This is a genomic window from Corallococcus sp. RDP092CA (assembly GCF_041903675.1).
In the GTDB taxonomy this organism is placed as follows: domain Bacteria; phylum Myxococcota; class Myxococcia; order Myxococcales; family Myxococcaceae; genus Corallococcus.
In genome coordinates, this window is the sequence record NZ_JAYESI010000011.1 from 110,831 (window position 1) to 135,904 (window position 25,074).

20 protein-coding genes are annotated in these 25,074 nt (G+C 72.8%); 16 read left to right on the plus strand and 4 right to left on the minus strand.

The annotated features are described in order from the left end of the window. Positions 1-19 precede the first annotated feature (19 nt). Positions 20-1,078: a DUF72 domain-containing protein gene (locus tag U8525_RS14655; RefSeq protein ID WP_374265958.1), complete on the minus strand. Its 1,059-nt coding sequence runs from the start codon at positions 1,076-1,078 to the stop codon at positions 20-22. Between the two features lie 290 nt (positions 1,079-1,368). Here U8525_RS14655 and U8525_RS14660 point away from each other — a divergent pair, with 290 nt between their 5' ends. The 8 genes from U8525_RS14660 (at position 1,369) to U8525_RS14695 (ending at position 11,101) form a co-directional block, all read left to right on the plus strand. Then, on the plus strand, positions 1,369-2,292 hold the full coding sequence (locus U8525_RS14660) for a PAS and helix-turn-helix domain-containing protein (protein WP_374265960.1): 924 nt from the start codon (positions 1,369-1,371) through the stop codon (positions 2,290-2,292). 175 nt (positions 2,293-2,467) lie between these two features. Next, a complete protein-coding gene (locus U8525_RS14665) occupies positions 2,468-4,630 on the plus strand; it encodes a chemotaxis protein CheA (RefSeq protein WP_374265962.1) in 2,163 nt (720 codons plus the stop codon). Next, complete coding sequence (locus U8525_RS14670; RefSeq protein ID WP_374265964.1) at positions 4,627-5,115, plus strand: chemotaxis protein CheW; 489 nt, start codon at positions 4,627-4,629, stop codon at positions 5,113-5,115. The genes U8525_RS14665 and U8525_RS14670 overlap by 4 nt, the downstream gene beginning before the upstream one ends. Further along, complete coding sequence (locus U8525_RS14675; RefSeq protein WP_374265966.1) at positions 5,115-7,205, plus strand: methyl-accepting chemotaxis protein; 2,091 nt, start codon at positions 5,115-5,117, stop codon at positions 7,203-7,205. Before U8525_RS14670 ends, U8525_RS14675 begins: the two co-directional genes overlap by 1 nt. Positions 7,206-7,238: 33 nt before the next feature. After that, positions 7,239-8,768, plus strand: a complete 1,530-nt coding sequence (locus tag U8525_RS14680; protein WP_374265969.1) for an AarF/UbiB family protein — start codon at positions 7,239-7,241, stop codon at positions 8,766-8,768. A 22-nt stretch (positions 8,769-8,790) separates the two neighbouring features. Further along, entirely contained in the window at positions 8,791-9,126 is a 336-nt protein-coding gene (locus U8525_RS14685) for an antibiotic biosynthesis monooxygenase (protein WP_374265972.1), read from the plus strand. Positions 9,127-9,137: 11 nt separating this feature from the next. Beyond that, the gene (locus U8525_RS14690) at positions 9,138-10,208 is read left to right on the plus strand and encodes a chemotaxis response regulator protein-glutamate methylesterase (protein ID WP_374265974.1); all 1,071 of its coding nucleotides are present in this window, start codon (positions 9,138-9,140) and stop codon (positions 10,206-10,208) included. Beyond that, positions 10,205-11,101: a protein-glutamate O-methyltransferase CheR gene (locus U8525_RS14695; protein ID WP_374265975.1), complete on the plus strand. Its 897-nt coding sequence runs from the start codon at positions 10,205-10,207 to the stop codon at positions 11,099-11,101. Before U8525_RS14690 ends, U8525_RS14695 begins: the two co-directional genes overlap by 4 nt. Here U8525_RS14695 and U8525_RS14700 read toward each other — a convergent pair. Further along, on the minus strand, positions 11,091-12,011 hold the full coding sequence (locus U8525_RS14700) for a diacylglycerol kinase family protein (protein ID WP_374265977.1): 921 nt from the start codon (positions 12,009-12,011) through the stop codon (positions 11,091-11,093). The two genes, U8525_RS14695 and U8525_RS14700, sit on opposite strands and share 11 nt — an antisense overlap. Before the next feature lie 215 nt (positions 12,012-12,226). Here U8525_RS14700 and U8525_RS14705 point away from each other — a divergent pair, with 215 nt between their 5' ends. Next, a complete protein-coding gene (locus tag U8525_RS14705) occupies positions 12,227-12,847 on the plus strand; it encodes a Fic family protein (RefSeq protein WP_374265979.1) in 621 nt (206 codons plus the stop codon). 16 nt (positions 12,848-12,863) lie between these two features. Next, positions 12,864-13,559, plus strand: a complete 696-nt coding sequence (locus tag U8525_RS14710) for a hypothetical protein (protein WP_374265981.1) — start codon at positions 12,864-12,866, stop codon at positions 13,557-13,559. A gap of 19 nt (positions 13,560-13,578) precedes the next feature. Here U8525_RS14710 and U8525_RS14715 read toward each other — a convergent pair whose 3' ends face one another. Beyond that, complete coding sequence (locus tag U8525_RS14715; protein ID WP_374265983.1) at positions 13,579-14,247, minus strand: Hsp20/alpha crystallin family protein; 669 nt, start codon at positions 14,245-14,247, stop codon at positions 13,579-13,581. Between the two features lie 285 nt (positions 14,248-14,532). Here U8525_RS14715 and U8525_RS14720 point away from each other — a divergent pair, with 285 nt between their 5' ends. The 6 genes from U8525_RS14720 (at position 14,533) to U8525_RS14745 (ending at position 23,542) form a co-directional block, all read left to right on the plus strand. Continuing rightward, positions 14,533-15,309 (plus strand): YdiY family protein, encoded by a 777-nt coding sequence (locus U8525_RS14720; RefSeq protein WP_374265985.1) that lies wholly within the window; start codon positions 14,533-14,535, stop codon positions 15,307-15,309. A 134-nt stretch (positions 15,310-15,443) separates the two neighbouring features. Then, positions 15,444-17,243 carry an ABC transporter ATP-binding protein gene (locus U8525_RS14725; protein ID WP_374265987.1) on the plus strand — a complete coding sequence of 600 codons (1,800 nt, stop codon included), beginning with the start codon at positions 15,444-15,446 and terminating at the stop codon, positions 17,241-17,243. Next, positions 17,243-19,006: an ABC transporter ATP-binding protein gene (locus U8525_RS14730; RefSeq protein ID WP_374265990.1), complete on the plus strand. Its 1,764-nt coding sequence runs from the start codon at positions 17,243-17,245 to the stop codon at positions 19,004-19,006. The genes U8525_RS14725 and U8525_RS14730 overlap by 1 nt, the downstream gene beginning before the upstream one ends. After that, the gene (locus U8525_RS14735) at positions 19,003-19,824 is read left to right on the plus strand and encodes a class I SAM-dependent methyltransferase (protein ID WP_374265992.1); all 822 of its coding nucleotides are present in this window, start codon (positions 19,003-19,005) and stop codon (positions 19,822-19,824) included. The genes U8525_RS14730 and U8525_RS14735 overlap by 4 nt, the downstream gene beginning before the upstream one ends. A 45-nt stretch (positions 19,825-19,869) precedes the next feature. Continuing rightward, positions 19,870-22,617, plus strand: coding sequence for a TonB family protein (locus tag U8525_RS14740; protein ID WP_374265994.1), 2,748 nt, complete (start codon positions 19,870-19,872; stop codon positions 22,615-22,617). Between the two features lies 1 nt (position 22,618). Then, a complete protein-coding gene (locus tag U8525_RS14745) occupies positions 22,619-23,542 on the plus strand; it encodes a hypothetical protein (RefSeq protein ID WP_374265996.1) in 924 nt (307 codons plus the stop codon). Positions 23,543-23,602: 60 nt separating this feature from the next. Here U8525_RS14745 and U8525_RS14750 read toward each other — a convergent pair whose 3' ends face one another. Continuing rightward, complete coding sequence (locus U8525_RS14750) at positions 23,603-25,009, minus strand: hypothetical protein (protein ID WP_374265998.1); 1,407 nt, start codon at positions 25,007-25,009, stop codon at positions 23,603-23,605. Positions 25,010-25,074: the final 65 nt, after the last annotated feature.

Genomic DNA, 25,074 nt, shown 5'->3' on the forward strand with positions numbered 1-25,074 from the left:
CGCCGTGCTCGCGCGCAAGTCATGTTGCGTGCGCGACGCTCCGTTGGCCGCCCTCCTCCTTGTATGACACGACGCGTTCTGCGAGCCGGACGGCGGACAGGGGGGCGCTGCCCTCCGCCTTGTTGTTGATGGTGACGAAGACGGGACGCTCGCGTCGCACGGCCGCCATGCACACGCGGGCCAGCACGTCGCGGGTGCCCGCGTCCTCGTCCACCAGCCGGTTGAACGGCGCGTAGCGGGCGTAGGCCTCCTCGTAGCCCAGGTTCGGCGGGAGCATCCAACGCACCACCACGGCGCGGGCCTCGAAGGCGCGCGTGAGCTTCGCCTGCCGCGCGACGGGCGGCATATGCGCCCACACCGCGAGCACCGGGCTCACGCCCGTGTCCGCGAGCGCCTGGGCGAAGCCCTCCGTGAGCAGCTCCTCGTTGCGCACCTCCACCGCGTACAGCGGCCCCCGGGGCAGCGCGGAGAAGAACGCGTGCAGCCGCTCCACGAAGCGGCCCGCGCCGCCCAGCGTCGCGGGGTCCTGCGGCGGGAACTGGAAGACGAGCGGCCCGGCCTTGTCCCCCAGCCCCTCCACGAACGGCGCCACCACGTGGTCCGCCGCGTAGGCCGGCTGGAGGAAGCGCTCGTTCACCTGGCCCCGGTGCGCGCCGTAGCGCTCGTGCACGGGGAAGCGCGCCAGCGTGCAGGCCTCGTGGGCCTTCACCAGGAAGCGGAAGCCGTCCGGCACCTGCTGGGCGTACTCGGCGAAGGTGGTGGCCGGCACCGGCGCGTAGAAGGTCCGGTCGATGCCCACCGTGCGCAGCACCGGGTGGTGCGCATAGGCGCCCAGGCCCTCACGCGCCAGTTGGGACGTGCTGGCCTCGTGGTCGTAGACGAGGCCGCTCCAACCCGGGAAGGTCCACGACGACGTGCCCAGGTACACGCCGCGTGGGAGCTGCCCGCCCAGCATGCGCAGGCTGTCGGAGGGCGCGGCCGGCCCCACCGGCTGGGTCCGGCGCCGCGACGACGCGGGTGGCTCCTCCAGGGCCCCGGTGAAGAGGTCGAACTGCGCGGGTCGTCGCGGTGCGCTCATGCGTTCAGCTCCTCTCCCAGGGAGGGGACGGCGGTGGAACCCTGGGAGTAACCCCGACGTCCGCGTGATGCAGCAGGTTGCCCGGATTCGAGGGGACGTTCCAGGGTTCCGGTACACCCCCCAGGCGGGCAGGCACGCTCGGGCGGTCCTCCCCGACCTCCGCGCGAGGGTCTGTGATTGAACCTTTGTCCAAATGCAAACGCAGCCAAGTCACCGTAAACTGATGAATCGAAGGAAATCACAACTACCATTGCAAGGCTTGAACGTGGTTGCAGCGGCCGGGGGGCCCCATGGACTGGTCGTTGACCGCATCGCTGCTGGCGGAGCGGGACGCGCGCCCCATCGTCGTGATGGACCGGCGCGGACGCATCGAGCTGGCCAATGGCGCGTTCACGGCGCTCCTGGGCCGGCCCCGTGAGGAGTTGCTGGGGCGCCGCTGGGCGGAGGTCTGCACGCCGCGCGAGCGCGGGCGCGAGGTGGGACAGGCGCTGCGGGCCATCTTCACCAGCGCCGAGCACCGGCTGGAGACGGAGGTGCTCACGCGCGATGGCGAGCGGCTGCCGGTGGAGCTGGACGTGGCCGCCGTGGGCCGGCCCCCGCTGCGGCTGGTGGCCATCGTCACGCGCGCGGCGCAGCCCCGCTCCCTTCCGGAGCCCGCCCCCCACGCGGAGCCTCCGCCGCCCTCGGGGGCGCGCGGGGACCTGAGCTATGAAATCTCCACCGAGCTGTCGTCGTTCGGGACGCTCAAGGCGGTGTGGACCTCCGGGCAGGCGCTCCAGGAGGAGATGGTGGGCCGGCCGTGCTTCGGCGCCTTCGCCCAGCGCGACGCGCCCTGCCAGGACTGTCCGCTGACGGCGGTGGCCCCCGCGGCCTGGCCCCACACCATCGTGCGGCAGGCCGCGGAGCTCGCCGCGGGCTACGAGGTCGTCACCGCCACGCCCACCGGCGTCGGCACCGCGCGCGTCAGCGTGCACACCATCGGGGATGACACGCTCAGCGGCCTCTTCGAGGCGAAGGTGCGGCGCATGGCCCACGCCGCGCGGCTGTCCGAGCGGGAGGGTGATGTGTTGCGATACCTCGCGCTCGGTCGCTCGCCCACCGACATCTCCACCGTGTTAGGGATTACCGAGCGCACGGTGAAGTTCCACCAGGCCAACCTGCTGCGCAAGCTGGGAGCCGAGACGCGCTACGACCTGCTCCGCCTGTTCTTCTGATCAGGCCGCCTTCCCTCCGGGACAGCTTCCAAGCCGTTGTCATTGGAGGATGCTGGGAACTCGACTCCGGAGTCCTGCGGGTCGGGGGGGCCGTTGCCCATGGGCAGCGCCAATCACATCCGTCTTGCGAAGCGCAGCCGATCCGCCTGGACCTTCGTCCAAGGACGTCCTGCCCGTGGGTGACGCTCCAGGCTGGGATGACGTGATGCGGGAGTTCCTGCTCGAGTCCCGCGAGCACGTGCAGGGCATCGAGGCGACGGTGCTGGAGCTGGAGGCGCAGCCGGGCTCGCAGCCGCTCCTGGCGCAGCTGTTCCGGGCCCTGCACACCGTGAAGGGCACCTGCGGCTTCCTGGGCTTCACCCGCCTGGAGGCGCTGATGCACGCGGCCGAGGAGATGCTCGGCCTGGCGCGCGACCGGCGCCTGGTGCTGGACCGCGAGCGCGTGTCCACGCTGCTGGCGCTGGCGGACGCGGCGCGCGGGGCGCTGGAGCACATCGAGGCGACGGGGCTGGAGCCCGCGGTGGACCACTCGGCGCTGGTGGCCCGCATGGCGGGCGCGGCGGCCTCCGCGCCGCTGGAGGTGTCGGAGCCGCTGACGCCGCCGGGCGCCCTGCCCTGGCGCGGCGCCGCGACGGGGGTGGACTCCAAGCTGCGCGTGGACGTGGCGCTGCTGGACCGGCTGATGAACCTGATGGGCGAGCTGGTGCTGGCGCGCAACCGCATCCTCCAGTGCGCGGCCTCGCCCACGCCGGGCGCGGAGCTGGTCACCGCGTCGCAGCGGCTGGACGTCGTCACCACGCAGGTGCAGCAGGTGGTGATGAAGACGCGGCTCCAGCCGGTGGGCCAGGTGTGGAACCGCTTCCCCCGGCTGGTGCGCGAGCTGGCGCACGGCTGCGGCAAGCAGGTGCGGCTTCAGCTCCAGGGCGCGGACACGGAGCTGGACAAGACGCTGGTGGAGGCGCTGCATGATCCGCTCACCCACCTGCTGCGCAACGCCGTGGACCACGGCGTGGAGACGCCCGAGGAGCGCCGCGAGGCGGGCAAGCCGCCCGTGGGGTGCCTGACGCTGAGCGCGTCGCACGAGGGCGGGCTGGTGCACCTGGGCATGTCCGACGACGGCGCGGGCATCGACGTGCAGCGCGTGCGGCAGGTCGCGGTGCAGCGGGGCCTGCTCACGGCCGAGCAGGCGGCGCGGCTGTCGGACGCGGACGCGCAGCTGCTCATCTTCATGCCGGGCTTCAGCACCGCGGAGCGCGTCACGTCGCTGTCCGGCCGGGGCGTGGGCATGGACGTGGTGCGCACGCAGGTGGACCGCATCGGTGGCACCGTGGAGGTGCACAGCCGGCCCGGCCAGGGCACGACCTTCACCCTGAAGATCCCCCTCACGCTGGCCATCATCCCGGCGCTGCTCGTCACCTGCCGGGGGGACCGCTACGCGCTGCCGCAGGCCTCGCTGCGGGAGGTGGTGTTCCTGGAGCCGGAGCAGGCCCGGAGGGACATCACGCGCCTCCAGGGCGCGTGCGTCCTGCGGCTGCGCGGTGAGCTGCTGCCGCTGGTGGTGCTCGCCGCCGAGCTGGGCGTGGGGCCCCCGACGCCGGAGCTGGACGCGGGCGCCACCCTCGTCGTGCTGCAAGCCGGCGAGCGCACCTTCGGGCTGTGGGTGGACGCCATCCACGACACGGAGGAGATCGTCGTCAAGCCGCTGTGGAAGCACCTGAAGGGGCTGGCCTGCTACGCGGGCGCGACGGTGCTGGGCGACGGGCGCGTGGCGCTCATCCTGGACGCCATGGGCCTGGGCCGCCGCGTGGCCACCGACACCGAGGCGCGGGAGCAGCGCGTCGCTCCGGAGGCCGCGCCAGAGGCGCCGCCAGCGGAGAACCGGGAGCGGGTGCTGCTGTGCCGCACCGGCGCGGAGGGCCGCGTGGCCATCCCGCTGTCGCGCGTGGCGCGGCTGGAGGAGCTGCCCGCGTCGGACGTGGAGCGGCTGAGCGGAGGCATGGAGCTGGCGCGCTACCACGGGCAGCTGCTGCCGCTGGTGCGCGTGGCCTCCGTGCTGGAGGCGAGGCCCGGCGCGGCGGGGCAGCTCGCGCGGGACGTGCGGCTCGCGCTGGGGGAGTCGCTGTCCGTCGTCGTCACCACGCACGCGGACACGCGCGTGGGCCTGGTGGTGGACGCCATCCTCGACGTCGCGGAGGTGGAGCTCGCGCTCCAGCGGGAGACGCGCCGTCCCGGCGTGCTGGGCTCCATGGTGGTGCAGTCCCGGGCCACCGAGTTCCTGGACGTGGAGGGCACCGTGCGCGCCGTGCACCCGGAGCTGCTGACGGGCGGTGCGCCATGAGCGGCCTCCGCCAGCTGTGCTCGTTCCAGGTGGGCGACCACCTGTTCGGCCTGGACATCGAGCGCGTGCAGGAGATCCTGTCGCCGCCTCCGCTGACGCGCGTGCCCGGCGCGCCGCCGGAGGTCGCGGGGCTGCTCAACCTGCGCGGGCAGATCGTCCCCGCCATCGACCTGCGCCGCCGCCTGGACCTGCCCGAGGGCACGGCCCCCGCGGACGCGCCCCACGTCGTCCTGCGCGGCGACGAAGGCGCGGTGAGCCTCCGCGTGGATGCGATTGGCGACATCCTCCCCTTCGAGCCGTCGGACCTGGCGCCGCTGCCGGACAACCTGCGCGGGCCCCTGCGCTCGCTGCTGCTGGGCGTCCACGCGCTGCCGGACCGGCTGCTGCTCGTGCTGTCCGCGGACGCGGTGGTCGACGGGCTTGGGCCCGCGGCCAGCGCTCCCGCCTCCGCTTCCTTCCCCGTGCATTCCCAGGAGTCCCGCTGATGGCCCGCCCGACCGTGCCCGCCGTAAGAAGCCCTCTCTTCCAACGCCTGGGCGGCAAGGCCGTCCTGACGGCCGCCGTGCAGAAGCTCTACGCGCGGGTGATGACGGACGCGCTGCTCAAGCCCTACTTCCGCCGCGCGGACCTGGTCGCGGTGCAGCGCCAGATGGTCGCGTTCCTCACCCAGCACCTGGGCGGTCCCGCCCTGTATCGCGGCCGGTCCATGCGCGACGTACACGCTCGCATGGGGCTCGAACCCCACCACTTCGAGCGCGTCGCCGAGCACCTGGCCACCGTGCTGGATGCGCTGGACATCCCGGGCCCCGTCGCCCGCGAGGTGCTCGCGGCCCTGGGCACGCGCCAGGACGACAGCGTGAGCAAGCCCGCGCCCCGGTCCGCCGCCGCGAAGCTCGCCCCGCCGCGCGCCTCCCGGACGCAGGGGCGCCGGGTCGCGGCGGTCTCCGCGCCCGCCGCCCGGTCCTCGCGCCGCCGCGCGTCCACGCCACTCGAAGGTGCGCTGAGCGAGGCGGTGCTGAACGCGGCGAGCGTCAACCTGTTCGTGCTGGACGCGGACCTGGCCATCACCTTCTCGAACGCGGCCTCCACGGAGGCCATCGAGCGCATCCACCCGGAGGCCGGGATCGGCGATGACGCGGGAGACGCGGGCGGCGACTTCCTCGCCCACTTCGAGCATCAGCTGCGGCTGGAGGAGGAGCGGCTGCGCGCCCCTGAAGCGCTGCCACATGAGGCCCGCTTCGCGGTGGGCCCCGCCCTGATCAAGGCGCGCATCGACGGCATCGTGGGCCGGGACGGAGCGCTCACCGGCTACGTGGCGACGTGGACGGACGTCACGGAGCAGCAGCGCGTGGACACGGAGATGGCTCGGCTCCGGGCCATGCTGGAGAACGCGCCCACCTGCGTGATGGTGGCGGACGTGGACCTGCGGATCGTCTACCTGAACCCCGCCTCGCGCCGGCTGCTCCAGCGGGTGGAGAAGCACCTGCCCGTCACCGCGGACCGGGTGCTGGGCTCGCACATCGACATCTTCCACCGGGACGCGACGTACCAGCGGAAGATCCTCTCCAACGACAAGAACCTGCCGGTGCGCGCGAACATCCCCATTGGCCCGGAGACCGCGGACCTGCTGGTGACGGCGGTGTACGACGGCCAGGGCCGCTACCTGGGCCCCATGGTCACGTGGGAGCTGATCACCGAGAAGCTCGCCGTGCAGCAGCGCGAGAAGGAGCTGGACGCCACCCTGCGCGGCATCTTCCAGGAGGTGACGCAGCACTCGCAGACGCTCGCGGCGGCGTCCCAGGAGCTGTCCAGCGTCAGCCAGCAGATGGTGAGCAACGCGCAGGAGACCGCGGCGCAGGCCACCCAGGTGTCCGCGGGCGCGGAGCAGGTCAGCCGCAACGTGCAGAGCGTCGCGTCCGGCATGGAGGAGGTCAACGCGAACATCCGCGAGGTGGCGCGCAACGCGAGCAGCGCCGCCAAGGTCGCGTCGTCCGCCGTCAGGCTGGCGGACTCCACGTCCAGCATCGTCGGCAAGCTGGGGACGAGCAGCCAGGAGATTGGCAAGGTCATCAAGGTCATCACCTCCATCGCGCAGCAGACCAACCTGCTCGCGCTCAACGCGACCATCGAGGCGGCCCGCGCGGGCGAGGCGGGCCGGGGCTTCGCGGTGGTGGCCAACGAGGTGAAGGAGCTGGCGCGCGAGACGGCCCGCGCCACCGAGGACATCGGCCAGAAGATCGGCAGCATCCAGAGCGACACCGAGGAGGTGGTCAACGCCATCCTGGAGATCGGCGCCACCATCGGCCGCATCAACGAGCTCCAGACGTCCATCGCCTCCTCCGTGGAGGAGCAGACGGCCACGGCCGGGGAGATCCTCCGCAACGTGGGCGAGGCCGCCAAGGGCAGCCAGCAGATCTCCGACAACATGGCCGCCGTGGCGGAGGCCGCGCGCAGCACCACCGAGGGCGCGGGCAGCACGCAGCGCTCGGCGGTGGAGCTGGCCCACATGGCGCAGTCGCTGCAACGGCTGGTCGTGCAGGTGGACACCTCCGACAAGCAGGCGCGAGCGAAGTAGCGCGGAGGGCCCCAGCCCCAGGAGCCACGGCACATGCGAACCGGATTGAAGCGGTGGTGGGCAATGGGTCAGGTGGCCCGCGCCTCCTCGCGCCTGCGGCGGGTGTCCCGCCCCCAGGACGCGGAGCCTGCCCGGCAGGAGCTGACCCGGCGGCTGCTGGGCCTCCGCGGGCTGCCCCAGAAGGTGGGGCAGGTGCTCACGCTCGCGGAGCTGGGCGCGGAGACGCCGGGGTTCGGTTCGCTCGCGGAGGCGCCCTCCCCGCTCGCCCCCGAGGCCGCGCTGGCGGAGGTGTCCCGACGGCTGGGCCGTCCGTGGCGGGAGGTCTTCGCCGCGCTGGAGGGCGTGGGCATCGCCGCGTCGCTGGGCCAGGTGCACCGGGGCGTGCTGCACGACGGGCGCGCCGTGGCGGTGAAGCTGCGGCACCCGGGCATCGCGGAGGCCGTGCGGGAGGATCTGCGCGCGCTGGGGTGGCTGGCCGCGCCGCTGGGGGGCTGGCGCGGGAGGCTGGACCTGTCCGCGTACCGCCACGAGCTGGCCCGGATGCTCCAGGGCGAGCTGGACTACCGCCACGAGGCCCAGGCCCTGCGGGACGCGGGCGCGCGCATGGCGGACGTGCCGGGCGTCATCGTCCCCGTGCCGGTGGACGCGCTCACGCGGGAGGACCTGCTGGTGATGACCTGGGTGGACGGTGCGTCGCTCGCGGAGGGCTGGCGCTGGAGCGAAGCGGACCGCCGCGCGCTGTCCACGACGCTGGTGCGGCTGTTCCTCCAGGGCTGCTTCACGTGGGGCGCGCTCCACGCGGATCCGCACCCGGGCAACTACCGCGTGGCGCGGGGGCCGGAGGGAGCCCCCGTGCTGGGGGTGCTCGACTTCGGCTGCGTGAAGCCGCTGCCGCCGGAGCTGCCCGCGGGGCTGGGGCGGTTGCTCGCCCTCCTCCGCGCCCCAGCCACCCCGCCGAGTCCCGGGCAGTGGGTGTCCGCGTGGGTGCTGCTGGGCTTCACGCCGGAGCTGCTGGAGCCCATGGCGGAGGCGCTGCCCGCCGTCAGCCGGGTGCTGCTGGAGCCGCTCCTCCTGGACCGCCCCTTCCACGCGCGAGACTGGCGGCTGGGAGCGCGGCTCACCGAGGCGCTGGGGCCGCACCGATGGAACTTCCGCGCGGCCGGGCCCGCGTCGCTCCTGTTCGTCCTGCGCGCGTTCCACGGGCTGGTGCGCCACCTGGACGTGCTGGACGCGCCCATCGCCTGGGGGCCGCTCCTGGACGAGGCCCGCGCCCCGTCGCTGCCGCCTCCGCCAGCGCCGCCCGAGGCACGGGGGGAGGGCCGCGCGCGCTACCTGAAGGTCCGCGTGACGGAGGCGGGGCGCACGCGCGTCGCGCTGACCTTCCGCGCGGACGTGACGGCGCACCTGGAGGACCTCCTGCCGGAGGACCTGCCGCGCAGGCTCGCGGCGCGGGGACTCCAGCCGGCCGGCATCGGCGCGGCGGCGGTCGCGGCGGGGCTGCGGCCGTCGGAGCTGTTCCACCTGGACGAGGGCGACCGGCAGGTCCGGGTCTGGCTCGAGTGACACACGGACAAGGAGGTGACGGATGGTCACCATCGGCATGAACTACGAGGTGCGTGAGGGCAAGGCGGACGCCTTCGAGCGGAAGTTCGCGCTCGTGCTGGAGTCGATGCGGGAGCTGCCCGAGCACGCGCACACGGAGCTGTTCCGGAGCGTGGGGGCGCCGGGGCGCTACCTCATCGTCTCCGAGTGGCGCAGCCGTGAGGGCTTCGACACCTTCATCACCTCCGAGGCCTTCCACCGCGTGACGGACTGGGGCGCCAGCGCCATCCTCGCGGGCCGGCCGCGCCACGAGGTGTACGGCGAGACGGCCTCGAGCGCCCCCCAGGGCCGCTGTCCGGTCGCGCACGCGGTCCGGTGACGCGGGTGCGCATGAACACCCTCCGGGTCCTGGTGGTGGACGACGCGGCCGTGGTGCGGCGCCAGGTGTCGATGCTGCTGGCCACGGCTCCGGGCCTGGAGGTCGTCGCCACCGCGCCCAACGGGCGCATCGCGCTGGCGAAGGTGGAGCAGCTCCGGCCGGACGTCGTGCTGCTGGACCTGGAGATGCCGGAGCTGGATGGGCTGGAGACGCTGAAGCTCCTGCGCCAGCGCGCCCCGGAGCTGCCCGTGGTGATGTTCAGCGCGCTCACCGAACGCGCGGGCGTGCTGACCCTGGAGGCGCTCGCGCTGGGCGCCCGCGACTACGTGACGAAGCCCACGTCCGCGGGCGGGCTGAACATCACCGTGGAGGCCGTGCGGGACGAGCTGGTGCGCAAGCTCAAGGCGCTCCAGGTGCGCTCGCCGTCCGCCGCGCCCGCCCCCACTCCGGTGCCGCGCGAGTCGCCCGCCCGACCGCGGACGCCCGCGCGGGTGGAGGTCATCGTCCTGGGCGCTTCGACTGGCGGCCCGGGCGCGCTGGCGCGGGTGGTGGCCGCGCTGCCCGCGGACCTGCCGGTGCCGATGCTCATCGTGCAGCACATGCCGCCCCTCTTCACGCGGCTGCTCGCGGAGCGGTTGCAGGCTGTCACCTCGCTCACCGTGCGCGAGGCGGTGAGCGGCGCGTCCGTACAGGCGGGCGAGGTCTGGATCGCACCGGGGGACTTCCACCTGGCCGTGTGCCGGGACGCGACGGGCGTGCGGCTGCTCACGCACCAGGGGCCCGCGGAGAACGCGTGCCGGCCGGCGGTGGACCTGCTCTTCCGCTCCGCGGCGGAGGTGTACGGCGCGGGAGTGCTGGCGGTGGTGCTCACCGGCATGGGCCAGGACGGGCTGCGGGGCTGCCGCCGGGTGAGCGAGGCGGGCGGTCAGGTGGTGGTGCAGGACCAGGCCAGCTGCGTCGTCGGCGGCATGCCGGGCGCGGTGGAGCAGGCGGGGCTCGCGGACGCCGTGGTGTCGCTGGACGCGGTGGCCCCGGAGCTGGCGCGGCGCGTGGACGCGCGCGGACGGAGGACCGGAGCATGACGATGCACCCCGACGACTTCGCGTATCTGCGGCAGCGCGTGCTGCGACGCTCCGGGCTGGTGCTGGAGCCCGACACGCACGCGCTGGTGGAGGCGCGGCTCACGCCCCTCTTGCGCGAGGAGCAGCTGCCGGACCTCGCCGCCCTGGTGTCGCGGCTGCGCTCGCAGCCGGAGGGTGGCCCGCTCCACCAGCGGCTGGCGGAGGCGCTGGCCAACCACGAGACGGCCTTCTTCCGCGACGCCCCCGTCTTCAACGCCCTGCGCGCCACGGTCCTGCCCGCCCTGCTGGCGAAGCGCGCCCGCGCGCGGACCCTGCGCATCTGGTGCGCGGCGTGCGCCTACGGCCAGGAGCCCTACAGCGTGGCCATGACGCTGGCCGAGACCGGGCTGCTCATCACCGGCTGGACGGTGCGCATCCTCGCCACCGACTTCTCCACCCGCGCGCTCGTGCGCGCCTGCGAGGCCCGCTACGACGCGAAGGAGATCCACCGCGGCCTGCCCCCCGAGCTGCGCCAGCGCTACTTCCGCCAGGAGCGCGACGGGTGGCGGCTGAACGACCAGGTGCGCAGGCCGGTGGAGTTCCGGCCGCTCAACCTGCTGGAAGACTTCGCCCTGGAGGCGCCCGTGGATCTCGTCTTCCTGCGCAACGTGATGATCTACTGGGACATGCCCACGCGGCGCGCGGTGCTGGCCCGCGTGCGGCGGACGCTCCACGCGGATGGCTACCTGGTGCTGGGCGCCGCGGAGGCGTCGCCGCTGGTGGAGGATGGCTTCACGCGGCACCTGATTGGACAGACGAGCTGGTACCGCCCCGCGCCCGCCGCGCCTCACGCCCACCCGCCCTCCTCCGCGGCGGAGGCGCCGCGCCCGCCCCGCCCCGGCGCTACACCTTGAGGCGGATGGCGCTGGGGATCAGCGTCATGGTGCAGGGCAGCCGGCCCGGCGTCTCGCCGTCGACGTCCAGGAACACGTCGCCCGTCAGGGACTCCGCGTGGAGCGTGCGGCAGCGCAGCCGCCGCGTGCCCTTCCAGGTGACGTGGTCGCCGTTGTAGACGCCCTTGGACTTGAGGACGAAGTCGGACAGGCCGTAGTTGGACCAGATGGTGATGTCGAAGAGGCCGTCGTGCGTGGCCGCCTCGGGCGCCACGAACATGCCGCTGCCGAAGTAACGGCCGTTGGCCACGGCGATCGCGGTGACGCTCACCGTCTCCGGCTCGCCGCCGTCCACCGTGATCCGCACCTGCCGCTCCTGGTACTTCAAGAGGCCCTTCACGGTGCCCCACATGAAGCTCAGGTTGCCGCCCAGCGCCTTGCTGCCCTGGTTCACCTCGCGGGCCACCACCGCGCTCACGCCGAACGAGGCGATGTTGGCGAAGAAGCGCGTGGCCGGCTTGCCGTCGTTGTCGATGAACTCCAGCCGCCCCACGTCGAAGGGCTCGGTCTTCTCCGTGCGCAGGCGCTCCAGCGCGGACGTCAGCTCCAGGTCCCACCCGAAGGTGCGCCGGAAGTCGCCGCCCGTGCCCCGGGGCAAGAGGCCCAGCGTGGCCTGGGGGTTGATGACCTGGCCGTCGCGGAAGAACCCGTTGGTGACTTCGTTGAGCGTGCCGTCGCCGCCCACCGCGACGATGCACTCGTAGCCGTCATCGATGGCCTGCCGCGCCAGACGCGCCGCATCCATGCCGCCGCTGGTGAAGCCGTACCCGAACTCACCGAGCACCCTGCCCACCTGCGCGGAGATCTCCACCCATCGCTTCCCCGTCTGCCCGTTGGCGCTGCGCGGGTTGACCACGAGGAACGTCTTCATTCAGTGCCTTCTCCCTGCTGCCAGAACGGCCTGTTTACGCAATTGTGCGGCGGGGCTCCACTCCATGACCCATGCGGGGGTCTGTTTGGCCGGGGTGTTTGTCACCCGGCGCCGTCCATGCTGGGCTCCCGGCCCCGCCCCTTCGCCCCGCCCCCCGAGTGAAGCCCCCGTCCCCCACCGAGCAGCTCGCGCCCCACCAGGAGGCCACGCGTGCCATGGACTGGGCGCTGCCCGCGCTCCGGCTGGACCTGGAGGCCGCGACGCGCCAGCGCTTCCGGGAGACAGGCGCCCAGGAGGACTTCCTGCACCGCCATGACGCACCGGCCCATGAAGCCCAGGGGCCGGCGCGGACGGAGCGCTTCGAGCGGGCCCTGGCCCGGGTGCGGCGCCTCGCGGACTCGGGGGAGCCGCTGAGCTTCACCCGGATGGTGGAGGTCCAGTCGACGCTGCTGGGGGAGCCCACCGGCTTTCGCACCGGGGATGCGTTCGCGCGGGGCGGCGCGCACCGGTACGCGCACGCGCCCGGCCTGGAGGCGACCTTCCGCGAGAAGGTGGAGGCGGACGCGCGGGAGCCACGCCATCCGGTGGCGCATGCCACCCGGTTGTACCTGGACCTGTGTTTCTTCCACCCCTTCCCGGACGGCAATGCCCGGGCGGCGCGGCTGTGGCTGGAGTACATGCTGCGGCGGGGCCGGCTGCCGACGCCGCCGCTGGTCCCGGTGGTGCTGTGGCGCAAGCACCCGGGAGACGCGGTCAACTACACGCGGCTGGCCCGGCTGCTGGCCCGGAGCATCGCGGGACCGGACGCGCCGTGCCGCAACGAGGTGCCTGAATGAACGCGGAGGTGACCGTATGAGCAAGACACCCCTGGGGGCCTGGGAGCGCATCCGCGGCAGCCTGGACGGGTATGACCCGGAGAAGGTCATCCGCATGCTGCGTGAGTACCTGGCGCCGCGCGTGCCGCCGGGGACGCGCAAGCTCACGGACGAGCAGCACGACGCGATGGCGAAACACCTCCAGCGGATGCTCCAGCAGAACCTGGGGCCCTGGTACACGGACACGAACCTGTACCTGGGCAATGAGAGCTTCGGTGGCTACTGCTGGTGTCACCGCTTCTTCCGGCACAAGCCCACGCCGAACATGAGCGTGGAGTACAACATCCAGCTCATCATCGACGCGCTGGAGCGGTCGCGGGAATGGCTGTTCAAGCTGGACGCCCACTTCCAGGCGCTGAAGCAGAGCCTGCCCTCGGCGCCCGAGGACTCGGACATCCGGATGCTCGCGCTGGCGGACGGCATCGTCACCACGATGAACCTCACCATGGACGCCACCGGCTGCGAGGAGGCCTGGTACACCTTCGCGGACGAGGCGATGGCGTGGATGTTCGAAGCCATCGGGCTGCGCCCGGGCTATCAGGCCGGGAAGCTGATGCGGAAGCTGTTCGCCTTCGAGTCCTGGCACTCGCCGCTCGAGGAAGAGCTGCGCGACTCGGCGGAGAAGGTGGCGGCGGCCGTCGTGGAGGACGAGGGCCGCCGACACACGCACTGACATCCGCCCGTCCTCCACTTCAGTGGATGGGCTTCCCGCGCGTCATCCTGCGGGCCTGCTCGCTCGAGCCGCCCTTCACCTCGATGCGCTTGCCCTGGGGCTCGGCCTCCGGGAGCTTCAGGGAGACCTCCAGCACGCCGTTCTCGAAGTTCGCCTGCACCGACTCCGTGTCGATGCCTTCCGGGAGCGGGATGGCGCGGTGGAACATGCCGGTGCCGCGCTCCAGGCTCCAGACGCCTTCGGCCTCCTGCTCCTCCTCCACCTCGAAGGAGCGCTCGCCCTGGATCACGAGCCGGTCCTTCAGCAGCTCCACGTGGATGTCCTCCTGCTTCATTCCAGGCAGGTCGGCCTTGACGATGAGCTGTCCGTTCCGCTCCAGCACGTCCACCTGCGGTGACCAGAGGCCCTCGTCCAGCACGCCGCTCGGCGCGGCGAAGCCCCGGCCGCCGAAGCCGGTGAAGAGCTGATCCATGTCCTCCATCATCCGGCGCATGAGGCCGAACGGGGTCAGGGGCATGGCCTCCCGGCCGGTGGTGGGTGCGTAGGCTTCACGGCGGGAGATGCCAGCGCCCGTCCGGGGCTCCTGGCCCTGCGAGCTGCCGCCCGCCACGCCGGCCTGGGCGTTCTTCACGGCGGGCGAAGAGGAGGGCTCTCCTTGCGCTCCCGGGTTCCTGTTGTCGGTTGCCATGACGTCCTCCCCCGGTGGAGCCCGGCTGGCGCCCGGCCGCCGGACCGCACCGGTGACTCTCAAGCGGGGATGGAATTATCCCAACCCCAAACCTGGAGGCGCGAGGAGGGCCCATCAAGGGTCCGCAGACGCCGACCCGCCGTGGCCGCCATTGTCGGGAGCCCCGCTCCGCGAGCAGCGTGGCGTCCCGCCGGGACTCCGGACGGGCCAGGGGCCCGGGGAAGTGCTGGACCGACGCACAAGGGGGTTGAACGGGGGCGTGGGAGCAGGCACAGCAAGAGGGCCATGAATCCTTTGAGGTCCATCGGGTGGGGGGTGCTGGGGGTGTTGCTCCACGCGAGCAGCGCGGCGGCACAGATCGTCAACGTGCAGGCGCTCTTCGACGAGAAGGCGGAGCTGGGGCCGGCCGCGGCCATCGAGCTGGGCGGCGACTGGCGCACGGGCAGCACGGAGCTGTTCTCCGTGCGCGGCTCCCTGGTGGGCCAGCTGCGCTCCGAGCGAGACGTCTGGCTGGGCGTCATCCGGGGCGAGTACTCGTTCGCCACCGGCGAGCGGATCGTCAGCCAGGTGCTGGAGCACGTGCGCTACCGGCGCAAGCTCACCGAGCGTCTCTCGGCCGAGGTCTTCGCCCAGCATGAATATAACGAGTTCCGCCGGCTCCAGTTCCGGGCCCTGCTGGGCGCCGGACCGCGAGTCATCCTGCTCAACGCGGAGACCGTGGGGTTCACCTTTGGCGTGGCCCTGATGCTGGAGCACGAGCGGCTGCGCAAGGACGGCGAGGTGGACGCGGGAGACCGCTACACGGATCCGCGAGTCTCCAGCTATCTGCTCGGGCGCTTGAGGCTGATGGAGAACATCGACCTCGTGGAGACGGTCTACCTCCAGCCGCGCGTCACCCGTCCCTCCGACCTGCGGGTGCTCAACGAGACGCTGTTCGCGGTCACCCCCAACCCCCTGGTCACGGTAGGCATCGGCTTCAACCTCACCTACGATAGCGCTCCACCCGCGACGGTGCCGGCCCTGGACACGCAGCTGCGAACCACGGTGGGCGTGAGGTTTTGATCGACCCTCCACCACGAGCACCGGGAGCGCACGTCCTCCGCTCCCCACTCCGGGTTGACACACCGCCCCTCCAGGGGCTTCACTGTCGATATTGATTATCACTATCAATATTGAAATCTAAAGGAGGATGGGGTGTGAGTGAGCACGCGCGGGGGGCTCGGCCGGGGATGGGGGGGCTTGTCGCGCTCCTGCGGATGCAGGGGCCGCTGGTGACCGTGGCGGCCCTGAGCTCGACGCTGGCGGCGGGGCTCGGGCTGGTGCCGTTCTTCGCGGTGGCGCGGATGGCGACGGCCATCTACGCCGAGCCGCCGCGGCTCGACGCGGTGACGTCGCTCGCGGGGATGGCGGCGGGGGCGCTGGTGCTCCGGGCGCTGCTGGCGTCGGCGTCGACCGTGACCGCGCACGTGGCGGCGTTCCGCATCCTCCACGGGCTGCGGCTCGCGCTGGCGCGCAAGCTGGGCGCCGTCCCCCTGTCCTTCTACGCCCACCGGAGCACGGGGGAGCTGAAGAAGACGCTGATGGACGACGTGGGGCAGATTGAAGCCTTCGTCGCGCACCACTTCCCGGACGCCGTCGCCGCCGTGGCGGTGCCGCTCGTCACGGCGGCCGCGCTGCTCTGGGTGGACTGGCGCATGGCCCTGGCGAGCGTCGCCGTGGCGCCGCTGGCGTTCGCGGCCATGGCCGTGGCCATGCGCGACGTGGGCAAGGCGCATGAGCAGTGGAGCGCCATCCAGGGCCGGATGAACGCGTCGCTCCTGGAGTACCTGCGCGGCATCCACGTCATCAAGACGTTCGGCCTGTCGGCGAAGCGCTTCGGGGACCTCTCGCGCTCCATCCAGGAGGGGCTGGCCTGGATGGAGGGCTTCATGCGCACCAACGGCCGGGGCTACGGCGCGTTCGGGGCGCTCATCGGCTCCAGCCTGGTGGTGCTGGTGCCCGCGGGCGGGTGGTTCTTCCTGCACGGCACGCTGTCGCTGGAGTCGCTGGTGCTGTTCCTGGTGCTGGGCCCGCAGCTGCTCACGTCGATGCTGCGGCTGATGTTCGCGTCGAGCAACGTGGAGCGCATCCAGGGCGGCATCGCGCGCATCCGCGCCATCCTGGACACCCCCGACCTGGACGAGGCCACGGGCACCGCCGCGCCCGCGCACCACGGGCTCGCCTTCCGGAGCGTCACCTTCCGCTACGAGGAGGGCGGCAAGGACGTGCTCCGCGACGTCACCTTCGAGGCGCCCCCGGGCAAGGTGACGGCGCTCGTCGGCCCGTCGGGCGCGGGCAAGACGACGCTGGTGCGGCTGGTCCCCCGGCTGTGGGAGCCGTCCAGCGGCGCGGTGGAGCTGGGCGGAGTGGACGTGCGCGCGCTCAAGCTGGACGACCTGCTCTCGCGCGTCGCCATGGTGTTCCAGGAGGTGTTCCTCTTCCACGGCACCGTCCGCGACAACCTGCGCCTGGGCCGCGCGGAGGCCACCGACGAAGCGCTGGTCTCGGCCTGCCGCGCGGCGCGGGCCCATGACTTCATCAGCGCCCTCCCCCAGGGCTACGACACCGTCCTGGGCGAGCGCGGCGCGCGCCTGTCCGGCGGGGAGAAGCAGCGGCTGTCCATCGCGCGGGCGCTCCTGAAGGACGCCCCCGTGCTGCTCCTGGACGAGGCCACGGCCTTCGCCGACCCGGAGAACGAGGCCCGCATCCAGGAGGCGCTGTCCACCCTGTGCGTGGGCCGCACCGTCCTGGTCGTCGCCCACCGGCTGTCCACCATCGCCACGGCGGACCACATCGTGGTGCTCGACGGCGGGGCGGTCCAGGACCAGGGCACGCACGAGGCGCTGCTCGCGCGCTGCCCGCTCTATCAGCGGCTCTGGGCCAGCCACACGGATGCCCTGGACTGGTCGCTCGGGGAACCCACGGACGCCCCCGCGTCCTCGCAGGAGGTGGCGTGATGCTGGGCGCGCTCTTCAACGTCGGCGAGCGGCTCGCGGGCCAGCGGGACGCCCGGCTGCGGCGCGGGCTGGTGTTCGCGTTCGCGGAGGCGCTCGCGACCGCCGTCCCCTACGCGCTCGTGCTGCTGCTCGTCCGCGCGGCGCTGGAGGACCGCCTGTCGCTTCCGCTGACGGGGTGGATCACCGGCGGCATCGCGCTGGCGGTGGTGCTCCGGATGCGGCTGTCTCAGGCCGCCATGTCGGACCTCTTCATCGCGGCGCACGCGCTGATGGGCCAAGCGCGGATCCGCGCGGCGGACCACCTGCGGCGCCTGCCCATGGGCTTCTTCACCCGGAACCGGAGCGGCGAGCTGGCGGGCGTCCTCACCACCGACCTCGCGCTGGTGGAGGACATCTGGTCGCACCTCATCGGCCTCTTCGCGGCCAGCTTCGCCCTGCCCATGCTGGTGGGGGTGGGGCTGTGCTTCCTGGACTGGCGGCTGGGGCTCGCGGTCCTCGCGACGATGCCGGTGGCGCTCGCGGTGCTGGCGGTGACGACGCCCCTCTTCGTCCGGGAGCTCGACGCGGTCCTCGACGCGGGCGCGGACGTGAACGCGCGCATCGTCGAGTACGTGCAGGGCATCGCGGTGCTCCGCGCCTTCGGCCGTCACGGCGAGGTGTACCAGCGGTTCGTGAAGGCCATGGAGCGGCTGCGCGACGCGCTCATCCGCGCGGACGTCGCCCCTTCGCCGCTGCTCTCCGTCTTCGGCCTCGTCGTCGAGGCGGGCTTCGTCGTCGTGGCGTACGCGGGCGCGCGGCTGGCGCTGGCGGGAGCGGTGGCGCCCGGCACGCTCCTGGTCTTCCTGGTGGTGACCGTGGGGGTGACGCGGCAGGTGGCCGAGCTGGGCGTGGCGCTGCTGATGCTCCGGGGCTCGCAGCGCGCGCTGGGCCGGGTGGACCGGCTGCTGTCCGAGCCGCCCCTGCGTGAGCCCGAGGCGCCGGCGCAGCGGCCCCAGCGCTTCGACGTGGAGGTGGACGGGGTGACCTTCGCCTACGAGGGCGAGCGCGTGCTCGACGGCGTGTCCGCCACCTTCGCGGAGCGGTCGCTGACGGCCATCGTCGGTCCGTCCGGGTCGGGCAAGTCCACGCTGGTGCACCTGGTGGCGCGCCTGTGGGACGTGCCCCGGGGACAGGGGGCCATCCGCATCGGCGGCGTGGACGTGCGCGACCTCCCCTTCGAGGAGCTGCACCAGCACATCGCGATGGTGTTCCAGGACGTGGTGCTCTTCTCGGGGACCGTCCTGGACAACCTGCGCGTGGGCAGGCCGGACGCGACGCGCGAGGAGGTGGAGCGGGCGGCGCGGGCGGCGAAGGCGCACGACTTCATCTCCGCCCTGCCGGAGGGCTACGACACGCGGCTCGCCGAAGGGGGCGGCTCGCTCTCCGGCGGCGAGCGGCAGCGGCTGTCCATCGCGCGGGCGCTCTTGAAGGACGCGCCCATCGTGCTGCTGGACGAGGCGACGGCGTCGGTGGACGCCTCCTCGGAGGCGGAGCTCCAGCGGGCCGTCGACGCGCTGGTGCGCCACAAGACGGTGGTCGTGATTGCCCACCGGCTGAGGACCGTGCGCCGGGCCCACCACATCGTCGTGCTCGACCGGGGCCGCGTGGCGGAGGCCGGCACGCACGACGCGTTGATGCAGGGAGACGGGCTGTACGCGGCGCTCTGGCGGGAGCAGGAGCGCGCGAAGGGCTGGCGGCTGGGCGGCCTGGAGACACAGCGATGATGAAGACCCCTTCCGTGAACCTCACCGGCGTCCCGGAGACGATGCTCTGGACGCTGCACAACCGCGCCTCGGAGGCGCGGCGGCCCGACGGCTTCCTGCGAGACCTGGACTGCGTCCGCGTGGCCGACGCCATCGACTACGACTACGTGCGCAGCTTCGGGAAGCCGGATGGCTCGCACGCCCTGCGCTCGCGCGTCTTCGACGACGCCGTGCGGCCCTGGATGGCGTCCCACCCCGGGGGCGCGGTGGTGGAGCTGGCGGCCGGGCTGGAGACCCAGTTCCAGCGCGTCGACGACGGGCGGGTGCGCTGGTACTGCGTGGACCTCCCGGAGGCCCTGGCCGTGCGCGAGCGCTTCCTGCCCCCGTCGGAGCGGTGCCGCTTCATCGCCCGCAGCGCGCTGGACCTGGGCTGGATGGACGAGGTGGACGGCTCGCGCGGCGTGTTCATCACCGCCCAGGGGCTGCTCATGTACTTCTCCGAGGCCGACGTCCGGCGCCTGCTCACGGCGGTGTTCGAGCGCTTCCCGGGCGTGGAGCTGATGTTCGACACCATCCCGGAGTGGTTCTCCCGGCTGACGCTGAAGGGGCTGTCCGTGACGAAGCACTACCAGGCGCCCCCCATGCCCTGGGGGGTGAGCCGGGCGCGGCTCGGGCCGCTGCTGCGCGGCTGGAGCCCCCGCGTGACGCGCGTGGCGTTCGCCCCCTACCGCTACCCCCGGGGGGCCTGGCTGCGCTTCCTGCGCGTGGGCTCGCGCGTCCCCGGGCTCCGCGACGCCCTGCCCGCCATGGTGCACGTCACGACCGCCCCGGCGGGCTGAGGAGGGGCTCGCGGCGCGGGCCGCATCCCGTATGCTCCGCGCCCCATGTCCCTGAACCTGAACGCCCGAAGCGCGCTCGCCGCGGCCTCGCTCCTGCTGGGAACCCCGGCGCTGGCGCAGGCCCCTCAAGCCGGCGCGCCGCCCGCGGAAGCGGCCCCGCCCGCCCAGGCCCAGCCGGTGATGACGAAGGCGCCGGAGCTGCTCCAGCCGGTGGAGGCCGCCTACCCACCCGAGGCGCTCGCGGAGGGCCTCACCGCCTCCGTCCGCCTCATCATCACCATCGCGGCGGACGGCTCCGTGGCGGAGGTGGCGCCCACGGAGCCCGCGGGCCACGGCTTCGACGAGGCGGCCATCGAGGCGGTGCGCCAGTTCCGCTTCTCACCGGCGGAGGTGGACGGCGTGCCCGCCCCGGTGCAGGTGGAGTACATCTACCACTTCACCCTGGACGCTCCGCCGGAGGAGCCCTCCTCGCCGGAGCAGGCCCCGGTGGCGAAGAAGGCCACGCTCCAGGGCCAGCTCATCTCGCGCGGCAGCCGCTCGCGGGTGGCCGGCGCCACCGTGCGCTGCGGTGACGACCCGGAGGCGCCCGAGGCCGTGTCGGACGCGGACGGCCGCTTCCGCCTGGAGGTGCCCCCGGGCGAGTGCGCGGTGCGCGTGGTGGCGTCCGGCTACCAGCTCTACCAGACGAAGGAGCAGCTCCAGGAGAACGAGACGACGGAGGTGAACTTCTACCTCGCGCCCTCCGGCGGCGCGCTGGAGACGGTGGTGCGCTCCGAGCGGCCGAAGAAGGAGGTCGTGCGCCGGACCATCACGCGCCAGGAGGCGCAGCGGACGCCGGGCACCTTCGGGGACCCCATCCGCGTCATCCAGACCCTGCCGGGCGTGGCGCGCGCGCCGTTCATCTCCGGCGAGCTGCTGGTGCGCGGCTCCAACCCCGGCCAGACGGCGACGATGATGGACGGGGTCGGCATCCCCCTCCTCTTCCACCTGCTCGGCGGGCCCTCGGTGGTGAACGCCGAGTTCATCGATCAGCTCGACTTCTTCCCGGGCGGCTACGGCAGCCAGTACGGCCGCGCGGTGGGCGGCATCGTGGAGGTGGGCACGCGCAAGGGCGCCGCCGACACGCTCCACGGCTCGGTGAAGGTGGACCTGCTGGACGCGGGCTTCTTCCTGGAGGCGCCCGTGACGGACGGCATCAGCGTGGCCGCCGCCGCGCGGCGCTCGTACGTCGACACGCTCCTGCCCGCCGTCCTCCCCAAGGACGAGGGCAGCACGCTGTCCGTGGTGCCTCGCTACTGGGACTATCAGTTGCGCGTGGACTTCGGCGCGAAGCGCGACGCCCGCACGGAGGAGGAGGCCCAGGCCCAGGCGGGCGGCGCGCGCAGCACCGGCTACGTCATGGCCTTCGGCAGCGACGACCAGCTGCGCCTGGTGTCGTCCGGCCCGGAGACCGAGCGCGACCTGACGGTGGACACGCACACCCTCTTCCACCGCCTCAAGGGCGACTGGACGTACCGCAAGGGCGCGCTCACCTCCGTCTTCACGCCCTACGTGGGCTACGACGGCACCAGCTTCAAGTTCGGCGCCGCCAAGCAGGACGGCGTGGGCTACACCGTGGGCGCGCGCGAGGTGCTGGGCCTGGAGCTGTCCCCGACCCTCACCGTGCGCACCGGCATGGACCTGGTGTTCGAGCACCAGTCCTTCGACGTGGAGTTCCCCGCCCCGGAGAACTTCGAGTACGTGGCCTTCCCCGGCGCCGAGTCCGTGGGCGAGCTGCTGGTGGAGCGCATCGGCCTGGGCTCCTTCGACGGCGCGCTCTTCGTGGAGGCGGACTGGAAGGTGGGGAAGTTCATCTTCACCCCCGGCGTGCGCGCCAACTACCAGCGCGCGGGCGACGCCCGGAACGTGGCGTTGGATCCCCGGCTGTGGGTGGCCTTCAACGCCACCGAGCGCACCCAGCTCAAGGGCTCTCTCGGCCTCTACAGCCAGCCGGGTGAGACGTTCCGCTTCATCACCCTGCCCTACGGCAACCCGGACCTCGCCTACCAGCGCGCGTTCCAGAGCAGCCTGGGCGTGGAGCACCGCCTGACGGACGTCTTCAACGTCGACGTGACGGGCTTCTTCAACCGCCGCTTCAGCAACATCGTGGCGCCCGGGCAGATCGTCTCGCTCCCGAGCGGTGGCGTGTTCCAGGTGCCGTACTCCAACGACGGCATCGGCCGCGCCCTGGGCGTGGAGGTGATGCTCAAGAAGCAGCGCGCGTCCGCGACGGACAAGTGGTCCGGCTGGCTGTCGTACACCTTCAGCCAGTCGCTCGACGGGCGCGCGGGCCGCGTCCCCGAGCGCAGCGAGGACTTCGGGGGCTTCGGGCCCACCGGCGACGACACGGCGTATGGCCTCAGCCCCTTCGACCAGACGCACATCCTCACGCTGGTGAGCAGCTACGTGCTGGGCAACGGCTGGGAGCTGGGCGGGCGCTTCCGCTACACCACCGGCCGCCCCACGACGCCGCTCAACCACACGTATGACGTGTACCAGGTGGACCGCAACCGCTTCAGCGGCACGTACGGCCCCTACGCGTCGGCGCGCATGCGCGGCTTCCACCAGCTGGACGTGCGGGTGGACAAGAGCTGGCAGTTCCAGCGCTGGACGCTGGGGCTCTACCTCGACGTGCAGAACCTCTACAACGCGGAGAACACCGAGTTCACGTTCAACGACTACCGGCAGCGCCGCGAGTACGAGGTGCCCGGCATCCCCATCCTCCCCGTGGTGGGCGTGAAAGGAAGCTTCTGACATGAAGGCCCTGCTCAACACCGGAGTCCTGCTGCTGTGGGGGCTGGCGGCCAGCGCCTGCGTCGACCCCGAGGACAAGCCCTCCAACGTGCACGACCTCCGGGTGCTCGGCGTCTCCACGGAGCAGCCGGAGCTGATCGCCTCCACCTGCGACCAGACCCCGGAGGCCTTCGACGAGCTCGCGGCGGAGGTGACCTACCGCGCGCTGCTGGTGGACCCCGCCGGCGAGGGGCGCCCCCTCCAGTACGCGCTGTGGGCCTGCGCGGCGCAGGACGACCGCACGTGCGCGACGGAGGCGGACCGCGTGCTGCTCGCGGAGGGCACCACGAGCGCGGGCGAGCTGACGCTCCCCATCCGCCCCGGCGCGGCCCGGGTCGCCGGGGACAAGCTCCTGCTGGAGCGCGTGCTGGAGGAGGACTCGTACAAGGGGCTGGGCGGCATCCGCATGCCGCTCGTCCTCCGCGTGTCGGCGGGCGACGAGGAGGTCTACGCGCAGAAGCTGATGGTCTTCTGGTGCCCGGTGGTGGAGGGCATGACGGCCAACGTGCAGCCGGTGCTCCCCGGCCTGCGGGTGGACGACGTGCCCTGGCCGGAGAGCGAGCCCCTGGCGCTGAGCGGCCCCGGCCCCTTCGTGGTGACGGTGGACGACGTGTCGGACCGGGAGGAGGACTACGTCGTGCCGGGCCTGCGGCTGGACGCCGTGCACCTCAAGGAGTCGTGGGTCATCGGCTGGTACAGCACGCTGGGGAAGTTCAGCCTGTCGGAGACGGGCGGCGCGGACATCGGTGGCCAGCAGGGACGACACCGCGTGGAGTGGGAGCCCGCCGAGGGCGCGGCGGCCCAGGAGGTGACTTTCTGGGCCGTGGTGCGTGACGGACGCGGCGGCAGCTCCTGGGTGGCGCGCACGGCCCGCTGGAGCCCCTGAGCACCGTTGTCGCCAGGGGGAGCCAAGGCCAGGCGCCGGGTGGCGCCCCCTGGGGCTCCGTCACGGCTTCATCACGCCCGAGGCCTTCAGGTACTGGAGCATGGAGCGGACCTGCGGGCTGGCCTTGGCGTCCATGGCCTTCAACTGCTCGCCCAGCTTCGGGGTGTAGCCCTCCAGGAGGGCCCGCTTCAGGGCTTCCTGGTCGAAGCCCCAGTCCTTCATCGCCTGGGGCAGGAGCGCCACGGCCCTGGGGTCCTTCAGTCGCACCAGCGCGGCGACGGCCGCGGCCTTGCCCTCGGGACACTTCCGCGCGAGCTCATACGCCTTGTCCGCCGCCGCCTTCGTCCCGACGTAGCCCAGGAGGGCCACCTCCCGCTGATCCGTCCCGTTGCGGCAGAGGATGAGCCGCTGGATGGCGGCCTTGGCCTCCGGGTTGCCCTGGCGCACCGCCGCCTCCACCTCGACCTGGTGCCACCCGAGCTTCGAGGCGTCGAAGGTCACCTTCGTCGCCACTTCGTGGCCGGCGTTCACCAGCTCCGCGGCCGTCATGTTGCGGCGCAGCTCCGGCAGGTGCGCCAGGTCGCGCGCCAGACGCTGCCCCGCGGCCTGCCGCAGCTTCCACTCGCCCTCCGTCTGCGTGGCGAGGAACTTGATCAACCCTTCTTCGTAGGTGCCCTTCGCCGCCACCGCGTCATAGGCCGCGATCGCGCACGCGGGGCTCAGCTCCACCTGCTCGCCGTTCTCGCGCCGCACGTAGACCCGCATGGCGCCCCTGCCCGAGTTCCACCCCGAGGCGGTGGCCAGCCCCTTGACCAGCTCCTCCACGAGGACCGGCTCCAGCTCCGCGGGTTCAACGCACCGCAGGGGCGCGCGCACGGCGTCGGCCAGCTCCTCCAGCTCGCTCGACGCGGCGCTCAACGCCTCCTCGGTGCCATCCTCCCGGCGCTCGGCCTGGCGCGTGAAGCACTCCGCGAACGAGGTCGCCCAGAGCCGCAGCTTCGGGTCGGGCTCCATCCGCATCGCCATCAAGGCATCCACCTGCATCGCCGGGACCCGCGCCGATGCCGCCAGGGCCAGCCCACGGTCGAAGGGCTCCTCGGAGCGCTGCGCCTTCTGCCGGAGGGCCTCGTCCGCCACCAGCATCCGCCCCAGCAGGTCCGCCGCCATCGAGGGGAGCGACACGCGCCCCGGGCGCATCTGCCCGAAGCGCTGCGGGACGGTGAAGCTACAGGAGGTGGCGGGGCCCATGGCGTCCAGGGCCTGCTCCATGCCCCCCACCCGCGCGACCTTGGCCAGGACCCCGTAGGCCGTGGCGCCGCCCTGGAGCAGCGCGGCCTCCGAGCTGGCGCGGACCGCCGGGACGGCCTGCTCCAGAGAGAACACCGCCCTCCACAGCGCGGCTTCATCCGGAGCGGGGGCGGCGCCCGCGAGCACGAGCGCCGCGAGCAGGACTGGAGCGTGGACCATGACTCACCTTGGAAATGAGAATGGGGCCCAGTCTCTCCCAAAACCGGCTCAGGTCGCAGCCAGGG